This is a genomic window from Kiloniellales bacterium (assembly GCA_030066685.1).
Lineage (GTDB): Bacteria > Pseudomonadota > Alphaproteobacteria > Kiloniellales > JAKSBE01 > JAKSBE01.
Genome location: JASJBF010000030.1, coordinates 25,808 through 48,894 on the forward strand (window position 1 = coordinate 25,808; position 23,087 = coordinate 48,894).

Here is a 23,087-nt window from a genome sequence, read left to right on the forward strand (position 1 = left end):
AGGCTCCGGCCTATTCGGCGGCGAGCCGGCCGCCGGACCGCCGAGGTGTCTTGGGAAGGTCGGGAGACAGCGCCGCGACCCAGGGATAGCGCTCGGCCTCCGCCTCGGTGTAGCCGAGATTGCGGACCGTCTCGCTGCGGGCCATCTCCTTGGGCTGGGGATGGTAGCTGCCGAAGAGGCGGTCGCAGATCGAGGACGTGATCCCGTAGTTGCCGCGCTCGCTGTGGAAATGATGCGCCAGGTGCTGCTTCTTCAGCTGCCGCAGCCAGGCCCAGCGAGGCTGGAACGGCAGGTGATGGATCGAATGGAAGAACTCGTAGACGGCGGTGACCAGGCAAGCCGCGGCGATGGCCGCCGCCGCCCCGCCCGGGCCACCGATCAGCCAGCCGAGGGGCAATGCCACAACCAAGATGACCGGCATCGTGGTGTGCAGGGCGCCGAAGAGCACGCCCAGGTCGTTGGGATCCTGGTGGTGATCGTAGTGGATCCGCTTCCACAGCTTGGCGGTCAGGGGCGACTTGTAGAGGTACCTGCCGTGCAGCACGTAGCGGTGCAGCAGGTACTCGACCGGCGGGTAGACCGGCACCACCGCGGCCGCGGCGAGCAGGGTCGCCAGGGCGGACTCGCTCCAGGTCGCGGCCAGCCAGGCGCCGACCACGGTCACCACGAGATAGGCCAAAATCGTGTAGTGGGTGAAGTAGGCCTTCACCAGGTCCCCGAACGTCATCTTGTCGAGGAAGTATTTCCGGCCCGCCCAGGGCCCGATTCCCATCACGTCGTCGTTCCTTCCATCCAAGGCCATCGCGGCGCCCCGCCGCGGCGGGGTCTGCGCCGATCAGGCGGCCAGCTGCGGAATCCGGTCGAGAACCTCGAAGGCATCGTGGCGCACGTGGTTCTGCCGCATCTCCTCGCGGAGCATGCTCTCGCTGACGATTCCCTTCTCCATGCATTCCCGCAGCAGGCCGAAGAAGAAGGCCTCCTGGTTGCGGTCCGGGTGCCGGAGGTACTTCTTGAACAGGTTGCCGTTGCCCATCAGCTTGCGCTTGGCCCGGATCGCCCAGCCCAGGGGCGGGAAGATCCGGCTGCGCTCGGCCAGGGTGAAGTCGACCGGCAGCCCGGTCTTCCAGGGCTGGGTCATGCGGCGCGTGTTGTGCAGCAGCTTGGTGTCCGGGGTCAACTTGTCGAAGTCGTTCCACTCGGGCTCGAAGAGGCCGATGCTGCCGGGCGGCTCCAGCTTCAGGCTGATCCACTTCATGTAGTCGCGCTTGTTCTCGAAGAGCTCGTTGAACTGCGCCTCGGCACGCCAGTGGGTCAGCTTGGCGCAGTCGAGCAGCATGACGCTGCTGGCATAGAAGCGCAGCAGCCCCTTCACCCCCGAGCGGTGGCGGCAGAGGATCGCCTTGCCGTCCATGTCCCGGGTCAGCAGCTCCCATACGTCGCCGACGGCGAAGATGTCCGGGTCGATGACGATGGCGCGCCCCTCGAAGCCCATCAGCTCGGGCGGCATGAAGCGCAGCGGCGTAAAGGACTGCAGATCCTCGCTGTCCCAGACCCGCTGGACCCCATCGCGCAGGAAGCTCTGGCCGTGCTTCGCCTTCAGGAAGGGGTGGTCATCGGTGTGGATGATCCGCACATCGAACTTGTCGGCGTTTCGCGAGTTCCGCTTGAGCGAATACTCCGAAACCAGCGCTCCGACCATTTGCCGGTGGTTCGTATGGATAAAGACGCAAGGCTTCACTTAGGGACCTCGATGCAATTAACCCTGCCTGCCTCCGGACCAAGGCCATAGCAGATTGCCCCAGGCACAGCAAGCGCCCCCAAGGGCCAGCCGGCCATCGAGGGGACACATAGTATTTCATTATGTTTCAACCACCTGCGGCGCAGGGCCGAGGACCGATCGCGGCCGGACCCGGCCCGCCGACGCGCCGCTCGGCGCAGGCGGTTAGCACCCCGCCGCCGACGCGGCAAGTCCGGGACGGCGGCTCCGGGTGGAACCCCTCCGGGATCTTGCCAAGCCGCCGCGCTTGGCCCATGTTCCGGCTCTCCGCGGCGGCCCGGGGCCACGGCGATTCGGTGCCGGCCGGGCCGCGGCGCAGACCCTCGGAACGGAGTCCCATGGCAGAACCGGAAAGCCGCGCCGCGCAAGGCTTCACGCCCCCGCGCACCTGGCTGATGATGGGCCATCGGGCCGGCGACAACTCCCAGGTTCAGGCCCTCGCAGAGGCTCTGGGCTGGCCCTTCGAGACCCGCCACTTCGTCTACCGGCCGACCGAGCTGCTGACCAACCTGACCCTGCCCCTGACCCTGGCCGGGATCGTCCGGCGCAAGTCCAGCCCCTTGGAGCCGCCCTGGCCGGAGCTGATCATCTCCGCCGGCCGGCGCAACGAGCCGGTCTGCCGCTGGATCCAGATCCAGGCGGCGAAGCTGGGCCAGCGGGTCCGCCTGGTCCACTGCGGCCGGCCCTGGGCGCGGATCCTGAACTTCGACCTGGTGATCACGACGCCGCAGTACCGCCTGCCGGAGCGCGCCGAGGTGCTGCACAACGCGACGCCGCTGCACCGGGTGACCGAAGGCCGCCTGGAGGCGGAGGGCGCGCGCTGGCGCGAGCGGCTGGCCCATCTGCCGCAGCCCTACATCTCGGTCATCATCGGCGGCAACAGCGGGCCCTTCTCCTACGACAAGCGCGCCGCCGCCCGCCTCGGCCGCCAGGCCAGCGCCATGGCCAAGGCCCTGGGCGGCTCGCTCCTGATCACCACCAGTGCCCGGACCGCCGCCGAGACCCTGCCGGTGCTGGAGGCGGCGCTGGAAGTGCCGAACTACTTCTTCAAGTGGCGCAAGGGCGCCGAGGACAACCCCTACTTCGCCTTTCTGGATCTCGCCGAGCGCCACATCGTGACCGGCGATTCCATGTCCATGCTGACCGAGGCCTGCGCGACCCGGAAGCGGGTCTACATCTTCGACCTGGGCGAAGGGCACCTGGCCATGCGCCCTGATGCGCCGCCGGTGCGCCGGCCGCTGATCCCGGAGGCCGACAACATCCGCGGCTTCTGGTACCGGCAGATGATGAAGTACGGGCCGCAACGGCTGAGCCGCGACATCCGGCTGATCCATCGCCGGCTGGTCGCCGAGGGCCGCTGCGCCTGGCTGGACGGCGAGGACTTCGCCGACTGGCAGACCCCGCCGCCGCTGGAAGCCGTGCCGCGGGCCGTCGCCCGGGTCCGTGCGCTCTTCGAGCCCGAGGCGCAGGGCGAGGCCGGACCGGCCCAGCCGCTTCAACAGACTCGGGCTCAGGGCACCGGGCGGTAAGGCTTCAGGCGGCGAGCGGCGGCGTCCGCTCCAGGACCTCCAGCGCGTCGTGGCGGACGTGGTTCTGGCGCATCTCCTCCTGCAGCATCTCGCGCGTGATCAAGCCCTTGTCCAGGCACTCGCGGAGCAGGCCGAAGAAGAAGGACTCCTGCTTGGGATCCGGATGCGACATGTAGCGGGTCGGTGCCAGGTTGCCCTTGATCAGCTTCTTGATCGGGCGGATCCAGGTGCCCGGCTGGCTCGCCTTGACCTTCTTGGTGGCCGGCATGAAATCCACCGGCAGGCCGGACTTCCAGGGCTGGGTCTGGCGCTTGGTGTTGTGCAGCAGCTTGGTGCGCGAAGTCAGGTGATCGAAGTCGTTCCATTCGTCCTCGAAGAGGCCGATGGACTCCTTGGGCTCCAGCTTCAGCGTGATCCAATCCATGTAGTCCCGCTTGAAGTCGAAGAGCTCGCCGAACTGCTCTTCGCAGCGCCAGTGGGTCAGCTTGGCGCAGTCCAGCAGCATGACGCTGCTGGCCAGGGCCCCGGTCAGGCCCTTGTTGCCGGTGCGCGGACGGCAGACGATGGCCTTGCCTTCCATGTCCCGGGTCAGAAGCGGCCAGACGTCGCCGACCGCGAAGACGTCGGGATCGATCACCACGGCTTGGCCCTGATAGCCCATCAGCTCCGGCGGCATGAAGCGCAGCGGGGTGAAGGACTGCAGGTCCTCGAAGCGCCAGATCCGACTCTCGCCGTCGCGCAGGAACGCCTGCCCTTCCCGAGCCTGGATGAAGGGATGGTCGGCGACGTCGATGATCTCGACGTCGAACTCGTCCGGGTGCTTGGAGTTTCGCTTCAGCGAGTACTGGGAGACCAGGGCGCCGATCTTCTGGCGGTGGTTGGTGTGAATGAAGACGGTGGGTTTCATGGCGGATCTTCACCTTCACCTGTGTGTCTCCGTGCTCATATCAGATGGCCCCGACCCGGGCAAGGCGCCGGCCAGCCGGCAGGGGCTCTTGCGTCCCGGTGCGAAGGGGAGGCTTGACGACCCTTGCGCTTAGGCACCAGATTCGACGCGCTTCGAAGACCGCCCGGCCCCCGAGTCCGACCCGCCACGCCTCGGATCCGAGCCGGACGCGGACTCCGACGACCGGCAGCTCAAGACCTCACGCGATGTCCTCACGCGACGCCCTGGCCCGGATGACCAAGGAACTCGAGACCTCCCCAGCGGCGCAGCCGCGGATTTGGCTGGTCCTCGGCGACAAGCTCGGGGACAACGCCCAGGCCGAGGCCATCGCCGAGGCCCTGGGCCTGCCCTGCGAGCGCAAGGCGCTGCGCTTCAAGCCGCGCTACCGGCACGCCAAGCCGATCTTCCGGGCCTCGCTCCACCATCTCGAGGAGACGGCCTCGGACCGGCTCGAGCCGCCCTGGCCGGACCTCATCCTGACCGTCGGCCGGCGGCCTTCGATGGCCGCGCTCTGGGCCCGGCGGCAGTCCGGCGGGCGCAGCCGGCTGGTCCTGATCGGGCGACCGAAGCGCCACGCCGAAGAGTTCGACCTGATCATCTCGACGCCGCAGTACCTGATCCCCGACCGGGACAACGTCGTGCGCCTCGGCCTGCCACTGATGCGGGCGGATCCGGCGGCGATCCGCAGCGAGGCGGCGCGCTGGCAGGGGCGGATTGGCGCCCTGCCCCGGCCGCTGACCGCCGTTCTGGTGGGCGGCCCGACCAAGCCCTTCCGGCTCAACGCCGAGGTCGCGCGGGACCTGGTCGCGAAGGTCGCCGAAACCCTGGGGCGGGAAGGCACGCTGTTCTTCTCGACCAGCCGACGCACGCCGCCCGAGGTGGTCGACACCCTGGAGGCCGCCCTGCCCGCGAATGCCGAGCTGTTTCGCTGGCAGACGGAGCGCCGGGACAACCCCTACCTGGCGCTCCTGGGGCTCGCCGACCGCTGCGTGGTCACCGCGGACAGCACCTCGATGATGGTCGAGGCGCTGAGGGCCGGCCGGCCGCTGGTGATCTATCCCCTGCCGACCGGCGACGGCGGGCTTCACCGTGCGATCACCCACGCTCTGGGGCCGTCCAAGGCCGCGGCGCCGGCGACCCGGATCACCGAGGGGATCTACCGCCTCGGGCTGGTCGGCTACGGCCGCGACCTGACGGCGCTGCACGGCGATCTGATCCGGCGCGGCCTGGCCACGCCGATCGGCGAGCTGCCGCCCGCGCCTCCCGCCGAGATTCCCGACGACCTGGGCGTGGTGGTCGAGCGCATACGGGCTCTGCTGCCGGCCGGGCCGGGATAGCTGCCGATGCCGGGTCAACGCCGCGTTAAGCCTGGTCCACTAGCCTCGGGGCCTGTCCGAGGCAGCCGCCCGGATTCCGCCGACCATACCTAAGGTGTCATGGCCGTTCCCTTCTACCTGCACGATCTGGATCCCGAAGCCGCCGACGCGGTCGCCGAGGTCATCGCTTCGCCCTTTCTGACCTCGGGCAAGGTCGGCCGCGAGGTCGAGGATCGGCTGCGGGACTTCTTCGGGATCGAACACGCCCTGCTGGTTAACAGCTGGACCAACGGCGCCGTGGCCACCCTCCTGGCGCTGGGAGTCGGCCCGGGCGACGAGGTCATCGTGCCGGCCATGACCTTCATCGCCAGCGCCAACGTCGCCGGCCTGGTCGGCGCCCGCCCGGTCTTCGTCGACGTCGATCCGGAGACCCTGCTGGTCCGGCCCGAGGCGGTGGCCGCGGCCGTGACTCCGAGGACCCGCGCGGTGATCCCGGTCCATCTCTACGGGCGCATGTGCGACCTGCCCGGCCTGCGCGCGGCCCTGGCGCCGCGCGACGACATCGCGATCATCGAGGACGCGGCGCATTGCTTCGAAGGGCTGCGCGACGGCGATCCGCCCGGCCGCCACGCCGAGGCCGCGATCTTCTCCTTCTATGCGACCAAGAACGTGACCTGCGGCGAAGGGGGCGCGGTGATCACCCGGGACCCGGAGCTGGCCGCACGCCTGGCGCGGACCCGCCTGCACGGCATGTCCGAGCTCGCCATCGACCGGATGCGCGACGCCCGCTACCAGCACTGGGACATGCTCTGCCTCGGCACAAAGGCCAACCTGCCGGACCTGCTGGCCGCCCTGCTGCCGCCTCAGATCGCCAGGGTCCGCGCGCAGCTGGACCGGCGCGAGGCGCTGGCGGCCCGCTACGAGGCGGCCTTCGCCGACAGCCCGCTGCGCCTGCCCGGGCCGGTGGCCGGCTGCCTCGACGCCCGTCACCTCTTCTGCATCCACGTCCCGCCGGCCTGCCGGGACCAGGCGATCCTGGCCCTCAACGCCCGGGGCATCGGGGTCACCGTCAACTACCGGGCGGTGCCGACCCTGACCTACTACCGCGAGGCCTACGGCTACGGCCCCGAGGACTTCCCGGTCAGCCGGCACTGGGGCGAAGGGACCCTCAGCCTGCCGCTCTATCCGCGCCTCACCGAGGCGCAGCAGGACGAGGTCATCGCCGCGGTGCTGGAAGACGTGGTCCCCCTGGCGCAACGCAACCTTCCCTGAGGCCGGCGCGCCCGCCCCGAACCCGGCGGGTGATCACGGAAGCGATGGTTAACGCCGGACGGATCGAGGCCGGCCAAGCCGGCCTTCCACCTCCCCCATCTCGGCGATTGCCAGCCGCTCGGACCTGGCGTAGTCTCGAGTAAATAAAGTACTAATTCCCCGCCAGAGGGGCTCAATTAAATAATAACGCGCATTCAGGGGGCGTTCCGACATGTCTTCGCGACTAATACTCGTGACCGGCGGCCTGGGATTCATCGGCAAGCACTTCGTAGCGGCCTGCCTGGAGCGGGGCGACTACGTGATCAACGTCGATCGCGTCAATTATGCGGCCGACCGGGTCGTGATGGGCGCCTTCAAGGAGAAATCCAACTACCGCTTCATGGGCCTCGACGTCTGCGACCTGGAGTACCTTCCGGAGTGCGACATCATCGTCAACTTCGCGGCGGAGTCGCACGTCGACAACGCCATCGCGGACAACTACAAGTTCTGCCGCTCCAACATCATCGGCGTGCAGCACCTGCTGGAGCTGGTGCGCAACAAGCAGGAGCACGAACGGGCCCGCTTTGTCCAGATCAGCTCCGACGAGGTCTACGGCGACTGCCTGAACGGCAAGTTCACAGAGGACGATCTGCTTCGGCCGTCAAATCCCTACTCCGCGACCAAGGCCTCGGCGGACATGCTGGTGCAGAGCTGGAGCCGGACCTACAGCATCCCCTTCAACATCATCCGGCCCTCGAACAACTACGGCACCCACCAGTACCCGGAGAAGCTGATCCCCAAGTCGTCCTGGCGCATGAAGCGGGGCCTGCCAGCCCTGATGCACGGCGACGGCAGCTACGTCCGCTCCTGGCTGCACGCCGAGGATACCACCGCGGCGATCCTGACCGTGCTCGAGGCCGGCGAGATCGATACCATCTACAACGTCTCCGGCGACCTGCACCTGCGCAACATCGAGGTCCTGCGCAAGATCGCCGGGATCCTGAAGGTGCCCGAAGCGGAGGCCTGGATGCCGGTCACCGACCGCAGCGGCCAGGACGTGCGCTATTCCATCGACGACAGGCGGATCCGCGACCTGGGCTGGCGTCCGGTTCGGGACTTCGACCAGGAACTCGAGAAGATCATCCACGAGATCGACTTTCAGCGCTTCATCTGAGGCCGGGCGGCACGCGGGCTCAGCGTGCGCGGGTTTCCTCGGTGGTGCGCGCCCAGGGCACGATCTGGCCGGCGTGGACCCGGATCTGCCCGAAGCGGTAGTCGGCCTCCAGGCGCACCGGGAATAGGGGTGCGCCGGGGACGGCCTCGGCGAGATAGACCTGCACCTCCGTGGGGAAGTGCTTCTTACGGATCTCGTTCTTCTTGAAGCCGGCGACCGTCTCGAGCCGCACCAGGCATTCGATCGCGTCTCCGGCATAAGCGGCGTAGCTGGACGGCGGCAGGACCACCGAACCGACATGGTTGAGCGTCACCCGGAAGAGCCGGCGCCCGTCATAGACCGGCCGCTCGCCCTGGCAGCGGCCCTCGCGGGTCACCGCCTCTATGATGGCGAAGACAGTGTTCAGGGGGTCGAGCGATCCGGCGCGCAGGCCGGAGGGCACGGGCTTGCGGTGGTCGTCTTCCGGGGCCGGCTCGGCCCGAACCAGCGGACCGCTGGCGCCCTTGTAGTCGACCCGAACCCAGCGCTTCTTCCGGCCGTTCTTGAAGTAGTCGGCGCTGTAGCTGATCGGCACCACGCCGGCCCCGTCGCTGCAGCCGTCGGCCCAGGTCACCAGCTTGAAGGAGCTCAGGTAGGAGACGACGCCATAGGGCTCGGCCGCCAGGCGGAGATCGAAGCAGTCCTTGTAGAGACCGAGCCGGACCTCGGCCTTGGCGACCTGGAAACCGCCCATATAGACCTGGAAGTACGCGCTCAGACCCGAGTCCGCGGCCCGCGCCGGCGCGCCCGTCAGCAGGACGCCCAGGGCGAGAAGCAGGCAGGCCCCGATCCCGCTCTTCCCGTTCTTGGGCTTAACCATATCGCTCCTACGCCTGAGGTGATCCGAGGGACACCGCGGCCGCGCGCCGACGGCCCGGTATCCCAGCAAACTGGCCCTTAAGAAGGTGTTACGCAAGGCCCAAGAGGGACATCCCGCAAGCACCTGCGAAACCGTGAACTCCAGCGGGCCGGCAAGGTCGGAAACGACCCGGGCCGGCGGAGGGCGCCAGACCCCGGCAAAGCGGCGCCGCTTCGCGGGCTGCACCGCCACCCGCGCCGAGACGGACCCGGGCAAGGCACCGGGGCGGACCCCGGCGCTGCCGATAGCCGTCACAGATAAGACACTGCACGGAAAGGATTCTCCGTGTAGCTTTCCCGCCCCGTAGCGGACAGGGATCGTAGGCCCGGGAGGCGGCGCGCCGAGCGCCCGGCCGGCCGGCACCGGAACGCCGAGCGCCGCGCGGGGTGTCGCGGCGGCGCGGGAGGGGTCCTTGAAATCGCGGCCGGCGTGGCCGGTCTCAACGCTGTGCAGCAGGGCTCGTCCGAGAAAGTGCGCTTCCGCCGCTCCAGCATTCGGTTTCTGATCAAGGCCGGCCTCTCGGCGGCGGCCCTCTACCTGCTCGCGGTCTATGCAAACATCGAGCTCGTCCTGGAAAGCCTGGGCGCGGCGGATTGGCGCTGGGTCCTCGCCGCAATCGCCCTCGGCTGCGGGATCGTCCTGGTCAACGGCTTCCGCTGGAGCCGGATCAGCGCCTCGCTGTCCTCGCCGCTGCCGCCGCGCTTCTCCGTCCTGACCTACGCGGAGGGCCTGTTCTTCGCCATGATCACCCCGGCCGCAATCGGCGGCGACGTGGTGCGGGTCGCGCGCAGCACCCGCGCCTTCGGCAGAATTCGAGAGAACATGGCCGCGGTCCTTCTCGACCGCGCGGTCAACCTGATCTCGATGGTGGTCCTGGCCGCCCTGGCCCTGCCCTTCACCACGATCGAGGAACCGGCTATCCGGTCGACCGTCCTCGGTCTCTTCCTCCTCATCTCTCTGCTGGCGGCCCTGCCCTACCTGGCGCTGGCAACGCTGCGCCAGCAGCGGATGAGGCGCCAGCGCGCGGCCCGGGAGGCGCTGCGCCTGGCAATCATGTTCCGGCGCTTCCTCGGCAACGCCAGGGGATCGGTCGAGATCGCCGGCCTGTCGTCCGTCGTGCTGCTGCTGGCCATGGGGATCATGCTCTCGGCCGCCCGGGCGGTCGGGGCGGTGGAACTCGGCCTGGCCCAGGCCGCCACCGCGTTTTCCCTCGCGCTTCTGGTCGCGGCCGTGCCGGTCTCCGTCGCCGGCCTGGGGCCGCGCGAAGGCGTGATGATCTGGACCCTGGTCGAGCTCGGTATCGACGCCGGCCAGGCCTACGCCATCGCGATCCTGTTCACGGCGGCGTTCCTGGCCTCCGCCCTGCCCGGCCTGGTGATCTGGCTCAGCGGCATCAACCGGATCGACGGCGGCGGTCCCGATCCGGCGACAGGCTGTGCAGCCGCGGCAAGACCGGCCGCCGAGGGTCCTAGGCCGAGGTCTCGAGGCCACGCCACGACCGCCGCCCGGACGGATCGCGAAGAGATTCTTCTCAAAAATACAGAGCCTTAGGCGTCATGATTCGCGCCCCCAGGGATCCGGCCCCGGAGCTGTCCGGGGCCGGCCTTGACACGCCGCGGTGCCTGTGAGATCACTATATCAAGATATCCTTATATCGTGATCTTGAGCGGATACCGCAATGGAACAGCTGCTCCAGGGCCTGCGCGCCGCCGCCGAGGGAACCCGCCTCCGGATTCTCGGCCTCTGTGCGCACGGCGACCTCACGGTGAGCGAGCTGGTCGAGATCCTCGGCCAGAGCCAGCCCCGGGTGTCCCGGCACCTGAAGCTGCTGATGGAAGCCGGACTGCTGGAGCGGAATCAGGAGGGCAACTGGGCCTACTACCGGCTCGCCCAGTCCGCCCTCGGCGCGGCCCCGGCGGGCGAGCTGGCGCGCATGATCGTCGATCTCATCCCGGCCGAGGACCCGACCCACGCCCTGGACCTGGAGCGGCTGCAGGCGGTCAAGCAGACCTACGAGGTCAAGGCGGCGGCCTATTTCCGCCGGAACGCCGCCAACTGGTCGCAGATCCGGGCCCTGCACGTCGACGAGGCGGAGGTCGACGCCGCCCTCAGCGAGGCCTTCGCGGGCGAGGCGGTCGGCGACCTGCTGGACATCGGCACCGGCACCGGGCACGTGCTGCGGCTGCTCAGCGACCGCCTGACCAGCGGCGTCGGGGTCGATCGCTCGCTGGACATGCTGAAGGTCGCGCGCGCCAACCTTTTCCGCGACGGTCTTCGGCATTGCCAGGTCCGCCAGGCTGACATGAAGCAGCTGCCCTTCCGGGCCGAGGGCTTCGACGCCGTGACCCTGCACATGGCGCTGCACTACGCCGAGCGGCCGGAGGACGCCCTGGCCGAGGCGGCACGGGTTCTGCGCCCCGGCGGCAAGATGGTGGTCATCGACTTCGCCCCGCACGACCACCTGCAGCTGCGCGAGGAGCACGCCCACCGCTGGCTCGGCTTCTCGGAGGAGACCATCCAGGACCACTTCGCCCGCCTCGGCCTGGTCGCCGAGACGACCAAGCGCCTGGAAGGCGGCGCGATCACGGTCGTGCTCTGGACCGCCCGGCGCCCGGCCAACGACGCGGCGGGGCAAGGCCCGGCCCGGGCCGCAGGCTAGGAGCCTTTGCCATGACCGCCCTGCCCCGCATCTCTCTAGAGTTCTTCCCGCCCGCCAAGCCACAGGCCGAGGCCGGCTTCTGGCAGGCGCTCGAAAGGCTCGCCGGGCTGGAGCCCGAGTTCGTGTCGCTGACCTACGGCGCCGGCGGCACCAGCCGCGACCGCTCCGACCTGATCCTGGGCGGCCTCCTGGAGCGCGGCCTGGCCGAGCCGGCCGCCCACATCACCTGCGTCGCCGCGAGCCGGGACGAGATCGATGCCTGCGTCCGCGCCTGGGCCGAGGCCGGCATCGGCCGCCTGGTCGCGTTGCGCGGCGACATGCCCGAGCTGGGCGCGCCCTTCCGCCCGCACCCGCGGGGCTACGAGAACGCCGCCGACCTGGTCGCCGGGCTGCGCCGGCTCGGCGACTTCGACATCTCGGTCGGCTGCTATCCCGAGAGCCATCCCGATTCGCCCTCGCCCCGGGCCGACCTGGACAACCTGAAGCGCAAGCTGGACGCCGGGGCGGCGCGGGCCATCTCGCAGTACTTCTTCGATGCCGAGACCTTCCTGCGCTTTCGCGACCGGGCCCGGGCGGCCGGGATCGCCCAGCCCGTCGTCCCGGGCATCCTGCCGATCTTCCATTTCGGCAAGGTCCGGAACTTCAGCCAGCGCTGCGGCACCGTGGTGCCGGACTGGCTGGCGGCCCGCTTCGAGGGCCTGGACGACGACCCCGAGACCCGCGACCTGGTGGCCGCGACCACCGCCAGCGAGCTCTGCCAGAGCCTGCTGCGCGAAGGCGTCGAGAGCTTCCACTTCTACACCCTGAACCGCGCCAAGCTGACCCTGGCGATCTGCCGGATGCTCGGCCTGCGCCCGCAGCTGGAGGAGGCTGCCTGATGCGGACCCTGATCGAAGCCCTGGAGCAGCGCGTGCTGCTGACCGACGGCGCCGCCGCGCGCCGCCTGCGCGCCGAGAACCTGGACCGGGAGCGCGACTTCTTCGGCGCCGAGGGCCTGCTGCCGGTCCTCAACATGACCCGGCCCGAGCTGGTCCGCCGGACCCACGAGGCCTACCTGGAGGCCGGTGCCGACGTGATCCGGACCAACACCCTGGGCGCCTCGCCCCTGAGCCTGGCGGACCAGGGCTTCGCCGGGGAGGCCTTCTTCCTCAACCACGCCGCCGCCGAGATCGCCGCCCAGGCCGTGGACAGCCTGCCCGGCCGCGGCCGGCGGCGCTTCGTCCTGGGCGTGGTGCGGGACGACGGCTGGGACGTCGCCCCGGCCGAGATCGAGGCCGCGGTGACGGTTCAGGTCGAGGGGCTGCTCTCGGGCGGCGTCGACGGCATCACGCTCGACATCCTGCCCGGCGCCGGCCGGACTCCGGTCTTCCTGCGCGGCGCCCGGCGGGCCGTCGAGAGCCTGGGCGCGCGGGCGCCGATCTTCCTCCAGCGCGGCCCGGCCGGCGCCGACTTCTCAGACCTGGCCAAGAGCCGGGCCGACGGCGTGATCCGCTACCGCCATGGCCCGGTCGCCCGCGCCGGCCTGCTCGCCGCGGCGATCGAGGACAGCGGCGTCAACCTGGTCGGCGGCGGCGACTTGCCGGCGGACACCGCCTGCCTCGACGGCCAGCTCCGCGGCCTGGCCGAGGACGGCTTCCGGCCCTACCTGCCGGCGGCGCGGCCGGCCTCGCCGGACGAGGCCGAGATTCCCTCCAGCGTCCGTGCGGCGGCGCTGGACCCGGCCCTGGCCGGCTAGCCTGCCGGAGCCGAGCACCGTGCCCTTGACAGTCGATCGCGCAGGGCTGCTGGACGCGGCCGCGGCCGAGCGGATCCTGGTCCTGGACGGCGCCATGGGGACCATGATCCAGGAACGCGGCCTGGGCGAGGCGGACTACCGCGGCACGGCCTTTGCCGGCCATCCGGTAGACCTCAAGGGCAACAACGACGTCCTCAACCTGACCGCACCGGAGCTCATCCGCGAGATCCATCTGGCCTACCTGGAGGCCGGCGCCGACATCCTGGAGACCAACACCTTCAACGCCACCAGCATCAGCCAGGCCGAATACCGCCTGGACGACGCCGCCTACGAGATCAACCGGGCCGGCGCGGTGCTGGCGCGTCAGGCCGCCGAGGCGGTCGAGGCCAAGGAGCCGTCGCGCCAGCGCTTCGTCGCCGGGGTCCTGGGCCCGACCTCGCGCACCGCCTCGATCTCGCCCGACGTCAACGACCCCGGCTTTCGCAACGTGACCTTCGCGGAGCTGGCCGCGGCCTACCGGAGGGCCGCGGAAGGCCTGATCGATGGCGGTGCCGAGATCCTGATGGTCGAGACCGTCTTCGACACCCTGAACGCGCGCGCGGCGCTCTACGCTCTGGACGAGGTCTTCGAAGACCGCGGCGCGGCCCTGCCGGTTATGGTCTCCGGCACCATCACCGACCTCTCCGGGCGAACGCTTTCCGGCCAGACCCCGGAGGCCTTCTGGACCTCGGTCAGCCACGTCCGGCCCTTCAGCGTCGGGCTGAACTGCGCCCTCGGGCCGAAAGAGCTGCGCGCCCACGTCGCCGAGCTGGCGCGGACCGCGGACACCCGGATCAGCGCCCACCCCAACGCCGGCCTGCCCAACCAGTTCGGCGGCTACGACGAGACCCCGGAGGCCATGGCCGGGCACCTCGGCGCCTGGGCGCGCGACGGCCTGGTCAACCTGGTCGGCGGCTGCTGCGGATCGACCCCGGCGCACATCGCGGCCATCGCCGACGCCGTCGCCGGACTGCCGCCCCGCGAGCTGCCGGTCCTGCCGCCCCTGCTGCGCCTCTCCGGCCTCGAAGCCTTCGCCCTGGTCCAATGAGCGACCAGCAGAACCTCCAGGGCCGCTTCGTCAACATCGGCGAGCGCACCAACGTCGCCGGCTCGGCCAAGTTCCGCCGCCTGATCCTGGAGGGCGACTTCGAGGCCGGCCTGCAGATCGCCCGCGAGCAGGTCGAGAACGGCGCCCAGATCATCGACGTCAACATGGACGAGGCCATGCTGGACGCGGAAGCGGCCATGACCCGCTTCCTCAACCTCATGGCCGGCGAGCCCGACATCAGCCGGGTGCCGGTGATGATCGATTCCTCCAAGTGGTCGGTCATCGAGGCCGGACTGCGCTGCGTCCAGGGCAAGCCGGTGGTCAACTCGATCAGCCTCAAGGAGGGCGAGGCCGAGTTCCTGGCCCAGGGCCGCCTGATCAAGCGCTACGGCGCCGCCGTGGTGGTCATGGCCTTCGACGAGCAGGGCCAGGCCGAGACCGCCGAGCGCAAGTTCGCGATCTGCGAACGCGCCTACCGCCTGTTGACCGAAAAGGTCGGCCTGCCGCCCCAGGACATCATCTTCGACCCCAACATCTTCGCGGTCGCCACCGGCATCGCCGAGCACGACGACTATGCCCGCGCCTTCATCGAGGCGACGCAGATGATCCGCGCCGGCCTGCCCGGGGCCCACGTCTCGGGCGGGGTGTCCAACGTCTCCTTCTCCTTCCGCGGCAACAACCCGGTGCGCGAGGCCATGCACTCGGTCTTCCTCTACCACGCCATCGCGGCGGGCATGGACATGGGGATCGTCAACGCCGGGCAGATCACCGTCTACGAGGACATCCCGGCCGAGCTGCGCGACGCGGTCGAGGACGTGATCCTCAACCGCCGGCCCGAGGCCACCGAGAGGCTTCTGGCGATCGCCGAGGCCTACCGCGGCAGCGGCGGCGAAAAGGCCAAGGCCCTCGACCCGGCCTGGCGCCAGGAGCCGGTCGCCAAGCGCCTCGAGCACGCCCTGGTCCACGGCATCACCGATCACATCGAGGCCGACACCGAGGAGGCCCGGCAGCAGGCCGCGTGCCCGCTGGACGTGATCGAAGGGCCCCTGATGGACGGCATGAACGTGGTCGGCGACCTCTTCGGCGCCGGCAAGATGTTCCTGCCTCAGGTGGTCAAGAGCGCCCGGGTGATGAAGAAGGCGGTCGCCCGGCTGCTGCCCTACATCGAGGCGGAGAAGACCGCGGAGAGCCGGACCAAGGGCAAGATCGTCATGGCCACGGTCAAGGGCGACGTCCACGACATCGGCAAGAACATCGTCGGCGTGGTCCTGCAGTGCAACAACTTCGAGGTCATCGACCTCGGGGTCATGGTGCCCTGCGCCAAGATCCTGGAGACCGCGCGGGCCGAGGGTGCCGACATGATCGGGCTGTCCGGCCTGATCACGCCGAGCCTGGAGGAGATGTGCTACGTCGCCGGCGAGATGCGCCGCGAGGGCTTCGACCTGCCGCTGCTGATCGGCGGCGCGACCACCAGCAAGGTCCACACCGCGGTCAAGATCGCGCCCAACTACGACGGCCCGGTGGTCCACGTGACCGACGCCTCGCGCGCCGTCGGGGTCGCCGGCCGCCTCGCCTCCGCCGAGCAGCGCGAGACCTTCGCCGCCGAGGTGCGCGGCGACTACACGCGTATCGCCGAGGGCCGCGCCGGCGGCGGGGCGCAGGGCGGCCAGCCGAGCCTCGCCGAGGCCCGCGCCAACAAGGCGGCGCTCGACTGGTCCGGCTATCGGCCGCCGCGGCCCGCCTTCCTCGGCCTCAGGGCCTTCGAGGACTACGACCTCGAAGAGCTGATCCCGCGGATCGACTGGCGGCCCTTCTTCGCCGCCTGGGACCTGCACGGCCGCTTCCCCGAGATCCTGGAGGACGCCGTGGTCGGCGACGCCGCCGGCATGGTCTACCGCGATGCCCAGGCCATGCTGGCGCGCCTCGTCGAGGAGCGCTGGCTGCGCCCGCGCGCGGTGATCGGCTTCTGGCCGGCCAACGCCAAGGGCGACGACATCGAACTCTATGCCGGCGAGGACCGGGCCGAGACCCTGGCGGTGCTGCACAGCCTGCGCCAGCAGATGGACCGGACCGGGACCGGAAAGCCCAACCTGGCCCTTGCCGATTTCGTCGCGCCCGTGGAGAGCGGCCTCGCCGATTACATCGGCGGCTTCGCGGTCACCGCCGGGCCGGAGGTCGAGGCCCGCGCCGCCGCCTTCAAGGCCCAGCAGGACGACTACGGCGCGATCCTGATCCAGGCCCTGGGCGACCGCCTGGCCGAGGCCTTCGCCGAGCGGATGCACGAGCGGGTGCGCAAGGAGTTCTGGGGCTATGCGCCCGAGGAGGCGCTGGACAACGAGGCGCTGATCGCCGAGGCCTACCGGGGCATCCGTCCGGCGCCGGGCTATCCGGCCTGCCCCGACCACACCGAGAAGTGGACGCTCTTCGAGCTGCTGCAGGCGGAGGACCGGGCCGGGATCCGGCTCACCGAAAGCTGCGCCATGACCCCGGCCTCCTCTGTCTCCGGCCTCTACTTCGCGCATCCCGAGAGCCGCTACTTCGGCCTTGGCCGGATCCAGCGCGACCAGGTCGAGGACTACGCCCACCGCAAGGCCATGAGCCTCGCAGAGATGGAGCGCTGGCTGGCGCCCAACCTTGGCTACCAGCCCGCCTCGCGGGCTGCCTGACGGCCGCGCGGTCGGAGGACGGCACGGCATCGCAGCCAGGACTTTCCCAAGGCAATCCCAAGTTCGCTGACTTCACCTGGGATTGCCGTCCCCACTCGGGCCGGACCTGCAGGGTCCGGCTCTTTTTTGGCCGCAACGGGTGCCGGTCCTGGCTCGGCGCCGCTTCGAGCAATCCCTTGCTCCGGCGCGCCTGCAAGACCACTTTGGCGATCATCGAAAGCCCGGGAGACAAGCTGTGAGAACCATCATCCTGCTCATCGCGCTGCTGCTGGCACCCAATGCATTGGCGAGCCAATCAGCGCTCAAGTACCGCACGGTCCAGGCCGCGATCGAGATCGAGACGCGGGCCGACCACGTCGTGGTTCCGATCGCCATCATCGCCGACATCCGGAATCCCGTGGAGAGGCTGGAGGCGATCGGCGCGACGATACGCGCGCTGAAATCCGCGTTCTCGCCCAGGCGCGGCGTCGAGATCGAGGTCGGGCCGGTGACCCTGACGTCCCGCTATCCCAGCAAGGTATCCTCCTCCTCAGGCGGCTCTTCGGCGAACCTCTTCCTCCTCAGCCCGCTGACCGATGACGGCGACGTCTTCTCGATGACCAAGACCGCCTATCAGGCGATCGGGAATGTCCGAAGCCCGGAGGACGTAAGGATCCTGGTCGGCGACGCTTCCCTGACCGTGAAGGATCCCGAGACCTATCGCGCGCAGCTGCTGAAGTCGCTGCGCAGCCAGCTCGACCTGGTCAAGGACACCCTGGGCGAGACCCGCAGCGTCAACATCAAGGGCCTCGACACGCCGGTGCGGGTGTCTCAGAAGAGCGACACCGAGGTCGTCCTCTACCTCGACTACAGCTACGACATCGAGATGTAGCGGGCCCGGCCTAGAACCTGGCCCGTTCCGGCGATCTCTACCCGCCGCCTGGGACTGCAGGACACCGTCTGTGATCCTCGTCACTTACAGGACGGCGCTTCGGGCGGCATATCGCTTGTCACCCGGCACCCAGGCCAGGTGCAAGGCAGAGAGGCTTCATGACCGACCCCGCGCCACCCCTCCGCTGGGCCACGCCCGAAGACGCGGCGGCCCTGGCCGAGCTGATCAACTTCGCCGGCGAGGGCCTGCCGGCCTGCACCTGGGAAAGGACGGCCGAGCCCGGCGAAACGGTCTGGGAGGTCGGCCGGCGCTGCGCCCGCCGCGAGGAGGGCCGCTTCTCCTACCGCAACGCCTTGGTCCTGGAACAGAACGGCGCGGTGGCGGCCTGCCTGATCGGCTTCCCGCTGCCCGAGGCGCCGGCGCCGATCGACTACGACGCGCTGCCGGCGATGTTCGTGCCCCTTCAGGAACTGGAGAACCTGGTCTTGGGCACCTGGCACGTCAACGTGCTGGCCGCCTATCCGAAGCAGCGCAGCCGGGGCCACGGCAGCGCCCTGCTGGCCCAGGCCGAGAAGATCGCGGCGGCCAGCGGCAGGCGAGGCCTTTCGATCATCGTCGCCGACGCCAACAGGGGTGCGCGCCGGCTCTACGAGCGCCGCGGCTACCGGGAAACCGCCCGCCGGCCCATGGTCAAGGAAGCCTGGCAGAACCCGAGCCGGGACTGGGTCCTGCTCGTGAAGCCACTCTGAGCCGCCGGCCAGGACCCGGCTCAGCAGCGCTCGGCGTTCCATAGCGCCTGCCCCTCCACCCTGAGTTGATGCGCGCCGCAGTCCAGGTCGAACCCGACCCAGTTCCCAGGACCCGTCGCGCCGCAAATTTCACACTCAATCGCAGCAGAATTATTTCTAAACACAAATGTGAAGAGTTTTATATTGACTTGCACAGCACAGCGGTCGACATTTGGTGTCGTCGCGTCTCAAAGACGCCGCCGGACTGGTCCCCCTAAGGGACCCGCGGAATTTGATTGGGCAGCTTGCGGCCGCGTCATCACCCGCTAAAGCGCCACGGGGAGTGCTCCGTGGGCCCGAAGTGGAACCAAGGAGCAGGCGTCGTGACTCGACGATCCCTCAAGGTCTTCGATCCCCTTCATACCACCACTTTCGCGTGCATTGGAAGCGCCGCGCTGTCGCCTGCCGGCGCGCGGGAGGGGCTGCGATGAAGTCCCTGCCCATCTTTCTCGACCTGAAGGGCCGGACGGCCCTGCTGGTCGGCGGCGCTGCGGCGGCCCTGCCCAAGGCCCGGCTGCTCCAGGCCGCCGGCGCCGAGCTGCGGATCGTCGCCCTGGACCCGGACGAGGATCTCCGGTCCTGGGCCGCCGCACAGGGGATCGCCCTGGCGGAGCGGTCCTTCCAGGAGCGTGACCTCGACGGCGCGCGGATCGTCATCGCCGCTGCCTCGGATGACGAGATCCGCGCTGCCGTCGAGGCCGCCACCGCCCGCCGGATCCCGGTCAACGTGGTCGACCGGCCGGAGCTTTCGAGCTTCCTGATGCCGGCGATCGTCGACCGCGACGACGTGGTGGTGGCGATCTCGACCCACGGCAGCGCGCCGGTCCTGGCGCGGCGCCTGCGCCGGACCCTGGAGGCCCTGCTCCCGGCCCGGCTCGGCCCGCTGGCGGCCTTCGCCCGGCGCTACCGCGGCGCGCTGGCGGCCGCGGTCACCGACCCGAGCGCGCGCCGGCGCTTCTGGGAGGCCTTCTTCGACGGCCCCGTCGCCCGCGACATCCTGGCCGGCGACGACGCCAAAGCCGGCGCGCGCATGCTGGCCGAGATCAACGCCCCGGGCTGGCGCCGGGCGCCGCGCGGCCGGGTCGCCCTGGTCGGCGCCGGGCCCGGCGACCCGGAGCTGCTGACCCTCAAGGCCCTGCGCCTGCTCCAGGACGCCGAGGTCGTGGTCTACGACAAGCTGGTCGGCCCGGAGATCCTGGACTACGCCCGGCGCGACGCCGAGCGGATCTACGTCGGCAAGGCCCCGGGCCGGCACAGCCACGGCCAGGCCGAGATCAACGAGATCCTGCTGCGCGAGGCCCGGGCCGGGAAGCGAGTGGTCCGCCTCAAGGGCGGCGATCCCTTCGTCTTCGGCCGCGGCGGCGAGGAGCTCGAGCGGCTTCTGCGCCACGGCGTCGAGGTCGAGCTGGTGCCCGGCATCACCGCCGCCACCGGCTGCGCCGCCGTCGCCGGCATCCCCCTCACCCACCGGGACCACGCCTCGGCGGTGACCTTCGTCAGCGGCCAGGGCAAGGACGGCGCGCCCGAGCTGGACTGGGCCGCCCTGGCGAGCCGCCGCCACACCCTGGCGGTCTACATGGGGGTCGCCGGCAGCGCAGGCCTTTCGCGCGAGCTGATCGCCCAGGGCCGCGACCCCGAGACGCCGGTCGCGGTGATCGAGCGCGGCAGCCTGCCGGGGGAGCGCAAGGTCTTCGGGACCCTGCGTGGCCTCGGCGCGCTGATCGCCCGCGAGAAGATCCAGGCGCCGGCGCTGATCGTCATCGGCGAGGTCGTGCGTCTTGCGGCGGCGGCGCCCCAGGGCAGCGGGGACGCGCTGCCGCTGGCCGCCGCGGAATAGGAGAAGAGAGATGCCCCTGAAAGCCCTGACCGCCAACCGCCTGGACAACGGCCGGGTGGTCTACCTGACCCCGCAAGGCGGCTGGTCGGAATGGCTGAACGAGGCCGCCCTGGCTGGCGACGACGAGCGCGCCGAGGCGATCCTCGACCGGGGCCGCGCCGAGGCCGCCGCCGCCCGGGTGGTCGAGCCCTATCTGATCGAGGTCGTCGAGGCCGACGGCCTGGTGGCACCGCTGCGCTACCGCGAGGCGATCCGCGCCCGCGGGCCCTCGGTGCGGCTCGATCTCGGCAAGCAGGCCGGCGCGAACTGAAGGACCCAAGACCATGTACCGCTACGACGAATTCGACCACGCCTTCGTGCAGGAACGGGTCGCCCAGTTCAGCGACCAGGTCCGCCGCCGCCTCTCGGGCGAGCTGACCGAGGAGCAGTTCAAGCCGCTGCGCCTGATGAACGGCCTCTACCTGCAGCTCCACGCCTACATGCTGCGGGTCGCCATCCCCTACGGCACCCTCTCGGCACGGCAGCTGCGCAAGCTGGCCCACATCGCCCGGCGCTACGACAAGGGCTACGGCCATTTCACGACCCGCCAGAACATCCAGTACAACTGGCCGAAGCTGGAGGAGACGCCGGAGATCCTGGAGCAGCTGGCCGAGGTCGAGATGCACGCCATCCAGACCAGCGGCAACTGCATCCGCAACGTCACCGCCGACCACTTCGCCGGCGCCGCGGCCGACGAGATCGCCGACTCGCGGGTCACCGCCGAGGTGATCCGCCAGTGGTCGAGCCTGCACCCGGAGTTTTCCTTCCTGCCGCGCAAGTTCAAGATCGCGGTGACCGCGGCCGCAGAGGACCGCGCCGCGGTCAAGGTCCACGACATCGGCCTCTACCTTCGCCGCAACGAGGCCGGGGAGACCGGCTTCGAGGTCGTGGTCGGCGGCGGCCAGGGCCGCACCCCGGTGATCGGCAAGACCATCCGCAAGTTCCTGCCGGAGCCCTACCTGCTGTCCTACCTGGAGGCGATCCTGCGGGTCTATAACCTGCTCGGCCGGCGCGACAATCTCTACAAGGCCCGGATCAAGATCCTGGTCGACCACGTCGGAGTCCAGGAATTCACCCGCCTGGTCGAGGAGGAATGGCGCCACACCCGGGAGACCACCGTCGACCTGCCGGCGGCGGAGGTCGAGCGCATCGCGGCCTACTTCGCGCCGCCGCCCTTCGCGACCCTGGAGGACAGGTCGCCGGACTTCGAGCTGCGCAGGGCGGCCGAGCGCGCCTTCGACCTCTGGGTCCGCGCCAACGTGACCGAGCACAAGGTGCCGGGCTACGCCATTGCCAGCATCTCGCTGAAGCCGAGCGGCGGGATCCCGGGCGACGCCACGGCCGATCAGATGGAGGCCGTGGCCGCGCTCGCGGAGCGCCACAGCTTCGGCGAGATCCGGGTCACCCATAAGCAGAACCTGGTCCTGCCCCACCTCCGCAAGGCCGAGCTCTACGCGCTCTGGCAAGGCCTGAAGACGGCCGAGCTGGCGGCGCCCAACATCGGCCTCCTGTCCGACATCATCGCCTGCCCGGGCCTGGACTACTGCAACCTGGCCAGCGCCCGCTCGATCCCAATCGCCCAGGAGATCAGTCGCCGCTTCGACAACCTGCGCCGGCTCCACGACCTCGGGCCGATCTCGCTCAACATCTCGGGCTGCATCAACGCCTGCGGCCACCACCACGTCGCCAACATCGGCATCCTGGGCGTCGATAAGAAGGGCGAGGAGTTCTACCAGATCACCCTGGGCGGCAGCTCCACGGAGGAGGCCGCCATCGGCAAGATCGTCGGCCCGGCTTTCAGCGGCGCCCAGGTGCCGGGCGCGATCCAGGACATCGTCGACACCTACCTGGCCCGGCGCCGCGGCCGCGAGACCTTCGTCGAAACCTTCCGCCGGGTCGGCCTGGCGCCCTTCAAGGAGAAGCTCTATGCCCCTGCTTAAGGACGGTCTGCCCACCGAAGACGTCTGGCGCCTCGCCGAGAGCGAGGAGGACCTGGACCGGGAGGGCCCGCTCTTTGTCACCCCGGAGCTCTGGCAGTCGGCCCGGGCCCGCCTGGCCGGGCGCAACGCGCCGCTGGGCCTGCGCCTCAGGAGCGACCAGTCGCCCGAGGACCTGGCCGAGGACCTGCCGCACTTCGTGGCGGTCGCGCTGGAGTTCCCCAAATTCACCGACGGCCGGCCCTACTCTTATGCTCGCATCCTGCGCGAGCGCCTGGGCTTCCGCGGCGAGCTGCGCGCTGTAGGGGCGGTCTTCCGCGACCAGCTGGCCTTCATGACGCGCTGCGGCTTCGACGCGGTGGAGCTCGACGCGCCCGACGCCGCCGCAAGCTGGACCGCTGCGACCCGGGAGTTCAGCGCCTGGTATCAGCCGGCCAGCGAGGGCAGCCGGCCGATCTCGGCCCTGCGCCGGCGCCTTCAGGCCGCCGAATAGGCCGCACGGGAAGCTTCAGCGGGAGCCGCCGCCATGACCCTCTGCCTTTCGGACGCCGAACGCGGCCGCCTCGCCGCCGAACGG

Annotated in this window: 20 protein-coding genes; 16 read left to right on the forward strand and 4 right to left on the reverse strand. The window is 70.1% G+C overall.

Features of this window, described 5'->3' with window-relative positions; all coding sequences use genetic code 11:
• Positions 1-10 precede the first annotated feature (10 nt).
• Complete coding sequence (locus QNJ30_17095) at positions 11-802, reverse strand: sterol desaturase family protein (protein MDJ0945188.1); 792 nt, start codon at positions 800-802, stop codon at positions 11-13.
• A gap of 33 nt (positions 803-835) precedes the next feature.
• Entirely contained in the window at positions 836-1,699 is an 864-nt protein-coding gene (locus QNJ30_17100) for a hypothetical protein (GenBank protein ID MDJ0945189.1), read from the reverse strand.
• A 416-nt stretch (positions 1,700-2,115) separates the two neighbouring features.
• Between QNJ30_17100 and QNJ30_17105 the strand changes: the two genes are divergently transcribed.
• Positions 2,116-3,306, forward strand: a complete 1,191-nt coding sequence (locus tag QNJ30_17105) for an ELM1/GtrOC1 family putative glycosyltransferase (protein ID MDJ0945190.1) — start codon at positions 2,116-2,118, stop codon at positions 3,304-3,306.
• 4 nt (positions 3,307-3,310) lie between these two features.
• Here QNJ30_17105 and QNJ30_17110 read toward each other — a convergent pair whose 3' ends face one another.
• A complete protein-coding gene (locus QNJ30_17110) occupies positions 3,311-4,213 on the reverse strand; it encodes a hypothetical protein (protein MDJ0945191.1) in 903 nt (300 codons plus the stop codon).
• 245 nt (positions 4,214-4,458) lie between these two features.
• Between QNJ30_17110 and QNJ30_17115 the strand changes: the two genes are divergently transcribed.
• The 3 genes from QNJ30_17115 to QNJ30_17125 all read left to right on the forward strand — a co-directional run bounded on the left by QNJ30_17115 (position 4,459) and on the right by QNJ30_17125 (position 7,993).
• Positions 4,459-5,589 carry an ELM1/GtrOC1 family putative glycosyltransferase gene (locus tag QNJ30_17115; GenBank protein ID MDJ0945192.1) on the forward strand — a complete coding sequence of 377 codons (1,131 nt, stop codon included), beginning with the start codon at positions 4,459-4,461 and terminating at the stop codon, positions 5,587-5,589.
• A 99-nt stretch (positions 5,590-5,688) separates the two neighbouring features.
• Positions 5,689-6,840 carry a DegT/DnrJ/EryC1/StrS family aminotransferase gene (locus QNJ30_17120; protein MDJ0945193.1) on the forward strand — a complete coding sequence of 384 codons (1,152 nt, stop codon included), beginning with the start codon at positions 5,689-5,691 and terminating at the stop codon, positions 6,838-6,840.
• A gap of 211 nt (positions 6,841-7,051) precedes the next feature.
• Positions 7,052-7,993, forward strand: a complete 942-nt coding sequence (locus QNJ30_17125; protein MDJ0945194.1) for a GDP-mannose 4,6-dehydratase — start codon at positions 7,052-7,054, stop codon at positions 7,991-7,993.
• 19 nt (positions 7,994-8,012) lie between these two features.
• Here the strand turns inward: QNJ30_17125 and QNJ30_17130 are convergent, their stop codons facing one another.
• Positions 8,013-8,852 (reverse strand): DUF3108 domain-containing protein, encoded by an 840-nt coding sequence (locus QNJ30_17130; protein MDJ0945195.1) that lies wholly within the window; start codon positions 8,850-8,852, stop codon positions 8,013-8,015.
• Between the two features lie 468 nt (positions 8,853-9,320).
• On the opposite strand from QNJ30_17130, the gene QNJ30_17135 reads away from it, so the two are divergent.
• The 12 genes from QNJ30_17135 (at position 9,321) to QNJ30_17190 (ending at position 23,003) form a co-directional block, all read left to right on the forward strand.
• Positions 9,321-10,442, forward strand: coding sequence for a lysylphosphatidylglycerol synthase transmembrane domain-containing protein (locus QNJ30_17135; protein ID MDJ0945196.1), 1,122 nt, complete (start codon positions 9,321-9,323; stop codon positions 10,440-10,442).
• A 127-nt stretch (positions 10,443-10,569) separates the two neighbouring features.
• Complete coding sequence (locus QNJ30_17140) at positions 10,570-11,550, forward strand: metalloregulator ArsR/SmtB family transcription factor (GenBank protein ID MDJ0945197.1); 981 nt, start codon at positions 10,570-10,572, stop codon at positions 11,548-11,550.
• 11 nt (positions 11,551-11,561) lie between these two features.
• Entirely contained in the window at positions 11,562-12,428 is an 867-nt protein-coding gene (locus QNJ30_17145) for a methylenetetrahydrofolate reductase (protein ID MDJ0945198.1), read from the forward strand.
• The gene (locus tag QNJ30_17150) at positions 12,428-13,285 is read left to right on the forward strand and encodes a homocysteine S-methyltransferase family protein (protein MDJ0945199.1); all 858 of its coding nucleotides are present in this window, start codon (positions 12,428-12,430) and stop codon (positions 13,283-13,285) included. Before QNJ30_17145 ends, QNJ30_17150 begins: the two co-directional genes overlap by 1 nt.
• Before the next feature lie 25 nt (positions 13,286-13,310).
• A complete protein-coding gene (locus QNJ30_17155; protein ID MDJ0945200.1) occupies positions 13,311-14,372 on the forward strand; it encodes a homocysteine S-methyltransferase family protein in 1,062 nt (353 codons plus the stop codon).
• A complete protein-coding gene (metH, locus tag QNJ30_17160; GenBank protein ID MDJ0945201.1) occupies positions 14,369-17,038 on the forward strand; it encodes a methionine synthase in 2,670 nt (889 codons plus the stop codon). The genes QNJ30_17155 and metH overlap by 4 nt, the downstream gene beginning before the upstream one ends.
• A gap of 235 nt (positions 17,039-17,273) precedes the next feature.
• Positions 17,274-17,909 (forward strand): hypothetical protein, encoded by a 636-nt coding sequence (locus QNJ30_17165; protein MDJ0945202.1) that lies wholly within the window; start codon positions 17,274-17,276, stop codon positions 17,907-17,909.
• Positions 17,910-18,067: 158 nt separating this feature from the next.
• Complete coding sequence (locus tag QNJ30_17170) at positions 18,068-18,658, forward strand: GNAT family N-acetyltransferase (protein MDJ0945203.1); 591 nt, start codon at positions 18,068-18,070, stop codon at positions 18,656-18,658.
• A gap of 466 nt (positions 18,659-19,124) precedes the next feature.
• The gene (gene cysG / locus QNJ30_17175) at positions 19,125-20,534 is read left to right on the forward strand and encodes a siroheme synthase CysG (protein ID MDJ0945204.1); all 1,410 of its coding nucleotides are present in this window, start codon (positions 19,125-19,127) and stop codon (positions 20,532-20,534) included.
• Between the two features lie 10 nt (positions 20,535-20,544).
• Positions 20,545-20,844 (forward strand): DUF2849 domain-containing protein, encoded by a 300-nt coding sequence (locus tag QNJ30_17180; protein MDJ0945205.1) that lies wholly within the window; start codon positions 20,545-20,547, stop codon positions 20,842-20,844.
• A 13-nt stretch (positions 20,845-20,857) separates the two neighbouring features.
• Complete coding sequence (locus QNJ30_17185; protein ID MDJ0945206.1) at positions 20,858-22,513, forward strand: nitrite/sulfite reductase; 1,656 nt, start codon at positions 20,858-20,860, stop codon at positions 22,511-22,513.
• Complete coding sequence (locus QNJ30_17190) at positions 22,500-23,003, forward strand: DUF934 domain-containing protein (protein MDJ0945207.1); 504 nt, start codon at positions 22,500-22,502, stop codon at positions 23,001-23,003. The genes QNJ30_17185 and QNJ30_17190 overlap by 14 nt, the downstream gene beginning before the upstream one ends.
• The last annotated feature ends 84 nt before the right edge of the window (positions 23,004-23,087 follow it).

Coding starts and splice junctions, on each gene's coding strand:
- QNJ30_17150 (MDJ0945199.1), top strand. CDS start 12,428: ATGCGGACCCTGATCGAAGCCCTGGAGCAGCGCGTGCTGCTGACCGAC.
- QNJ30_17145 (MDJ0945198.1), top strand. CDS start 11,562: ATGACCGCCCTGCCCCGCATCTCTCTAGAGTTCTTCCCGCCCGCCAAG.
- QNJ30_17180 (MDJ0945205.1), top strand. CDS start 20,545: ATGCCCCTGAAAGCCCTGACCGCCAACCGCCTGGACAACGGCCGGGTG.
- cysG (MDJ0945204.1), top strand. CDS start 19,125: ATGAAGTCCCTGCCCATCTTTCTCGACCTGAAGGGCCGGACGGCCCTG.
- QNJ30_17185 (MDJ0945206.1), top strand. CDS start 20,858: ATGTACCGCTACGACGAATTCGACCACGCCTTCGTGCAGGAACGGGTC.
- QNJ30_17140 (MDJ0945197.1), top strand. CDS start 10,570: ATGGAACAGCTGCTCCAGGGCCTGCGCGCCGCCGCCGAGGGAACCCGC.
- QNJ30_17125 (MDJ0945194.1), top strand. CDS start 7,052: ATGTCTTCGCGACTAATACTCGTGACCGGCGGCCTGGGATTCATCGGC.
- QNJ30_17095 (MDJ0945188.1), bottom strand. CDS start 802: ATGGCCTTGGATGGAAGGAACGACGACGTGATGGGAATCGGGCCCTGG.
- metH (MDJ0945201.1), top strand. CDS start 14,369: ATGAGCGACCAGCAGAACCTCCAGGGCCGCTTCGTCAACATCGGCGAG.
- QNJ30_17170 (MDJ0945203.1), top strand. CDS start 18,068: ATGACCGACCCCGCGCCACCCCTCCGCTGGGCCACGCCCGAAGACGCG.
- QNJ30_17115 (MDJ0945192.1), top strand. CDS start 4,459: ATGTCCTCACGCGACGCCCTGGCCCGGATGACCAAGGAACTCGAGACC.
- QNJ30_17100 (MDJ0945189.1), bottom strand. CDS start 1,699: ATGGTCGGAGCGCTGGTTTCGGAGTATTCGCTCAAGCGGAACTCGCGA.
- QNJ30_17120 (MDJ0945193.1), top strand. CDS start 5,689: ATGGCCGTTCCCTTCTACCTGCACGATCTGGATCCCGAAGCCGCCGAC.
- QNJ30_17105 (MDJ0945190.1), top strand. CDS start 2,116: ATGGCAGAACCGGAAAGCCGCGCCGCGCAAGGCTTCACGCCCCCGCGC.
- QNJ30_17190 (MDJ0945207.1), top strand. CDS start 22,500: ATGCCCCTGCTTAAGGACGGTCTGCCCACCGAAGACGTCTGGCGCCTC.
- QNJ30_17110 (MDJ0945191.1), bottom strand. CDS start 4,213: ATGAAACCCACCGTCTTCATTCACACCAACCACCGCCAGAAGATCGGC.
- QNJ30_17130 (MDJ0945195.1), bottom strand. CDS start 8,852: ATGGTTAAGCCCAAGAACGGGAAGAGCGGGATCGGGGCCTGCCTGCTT.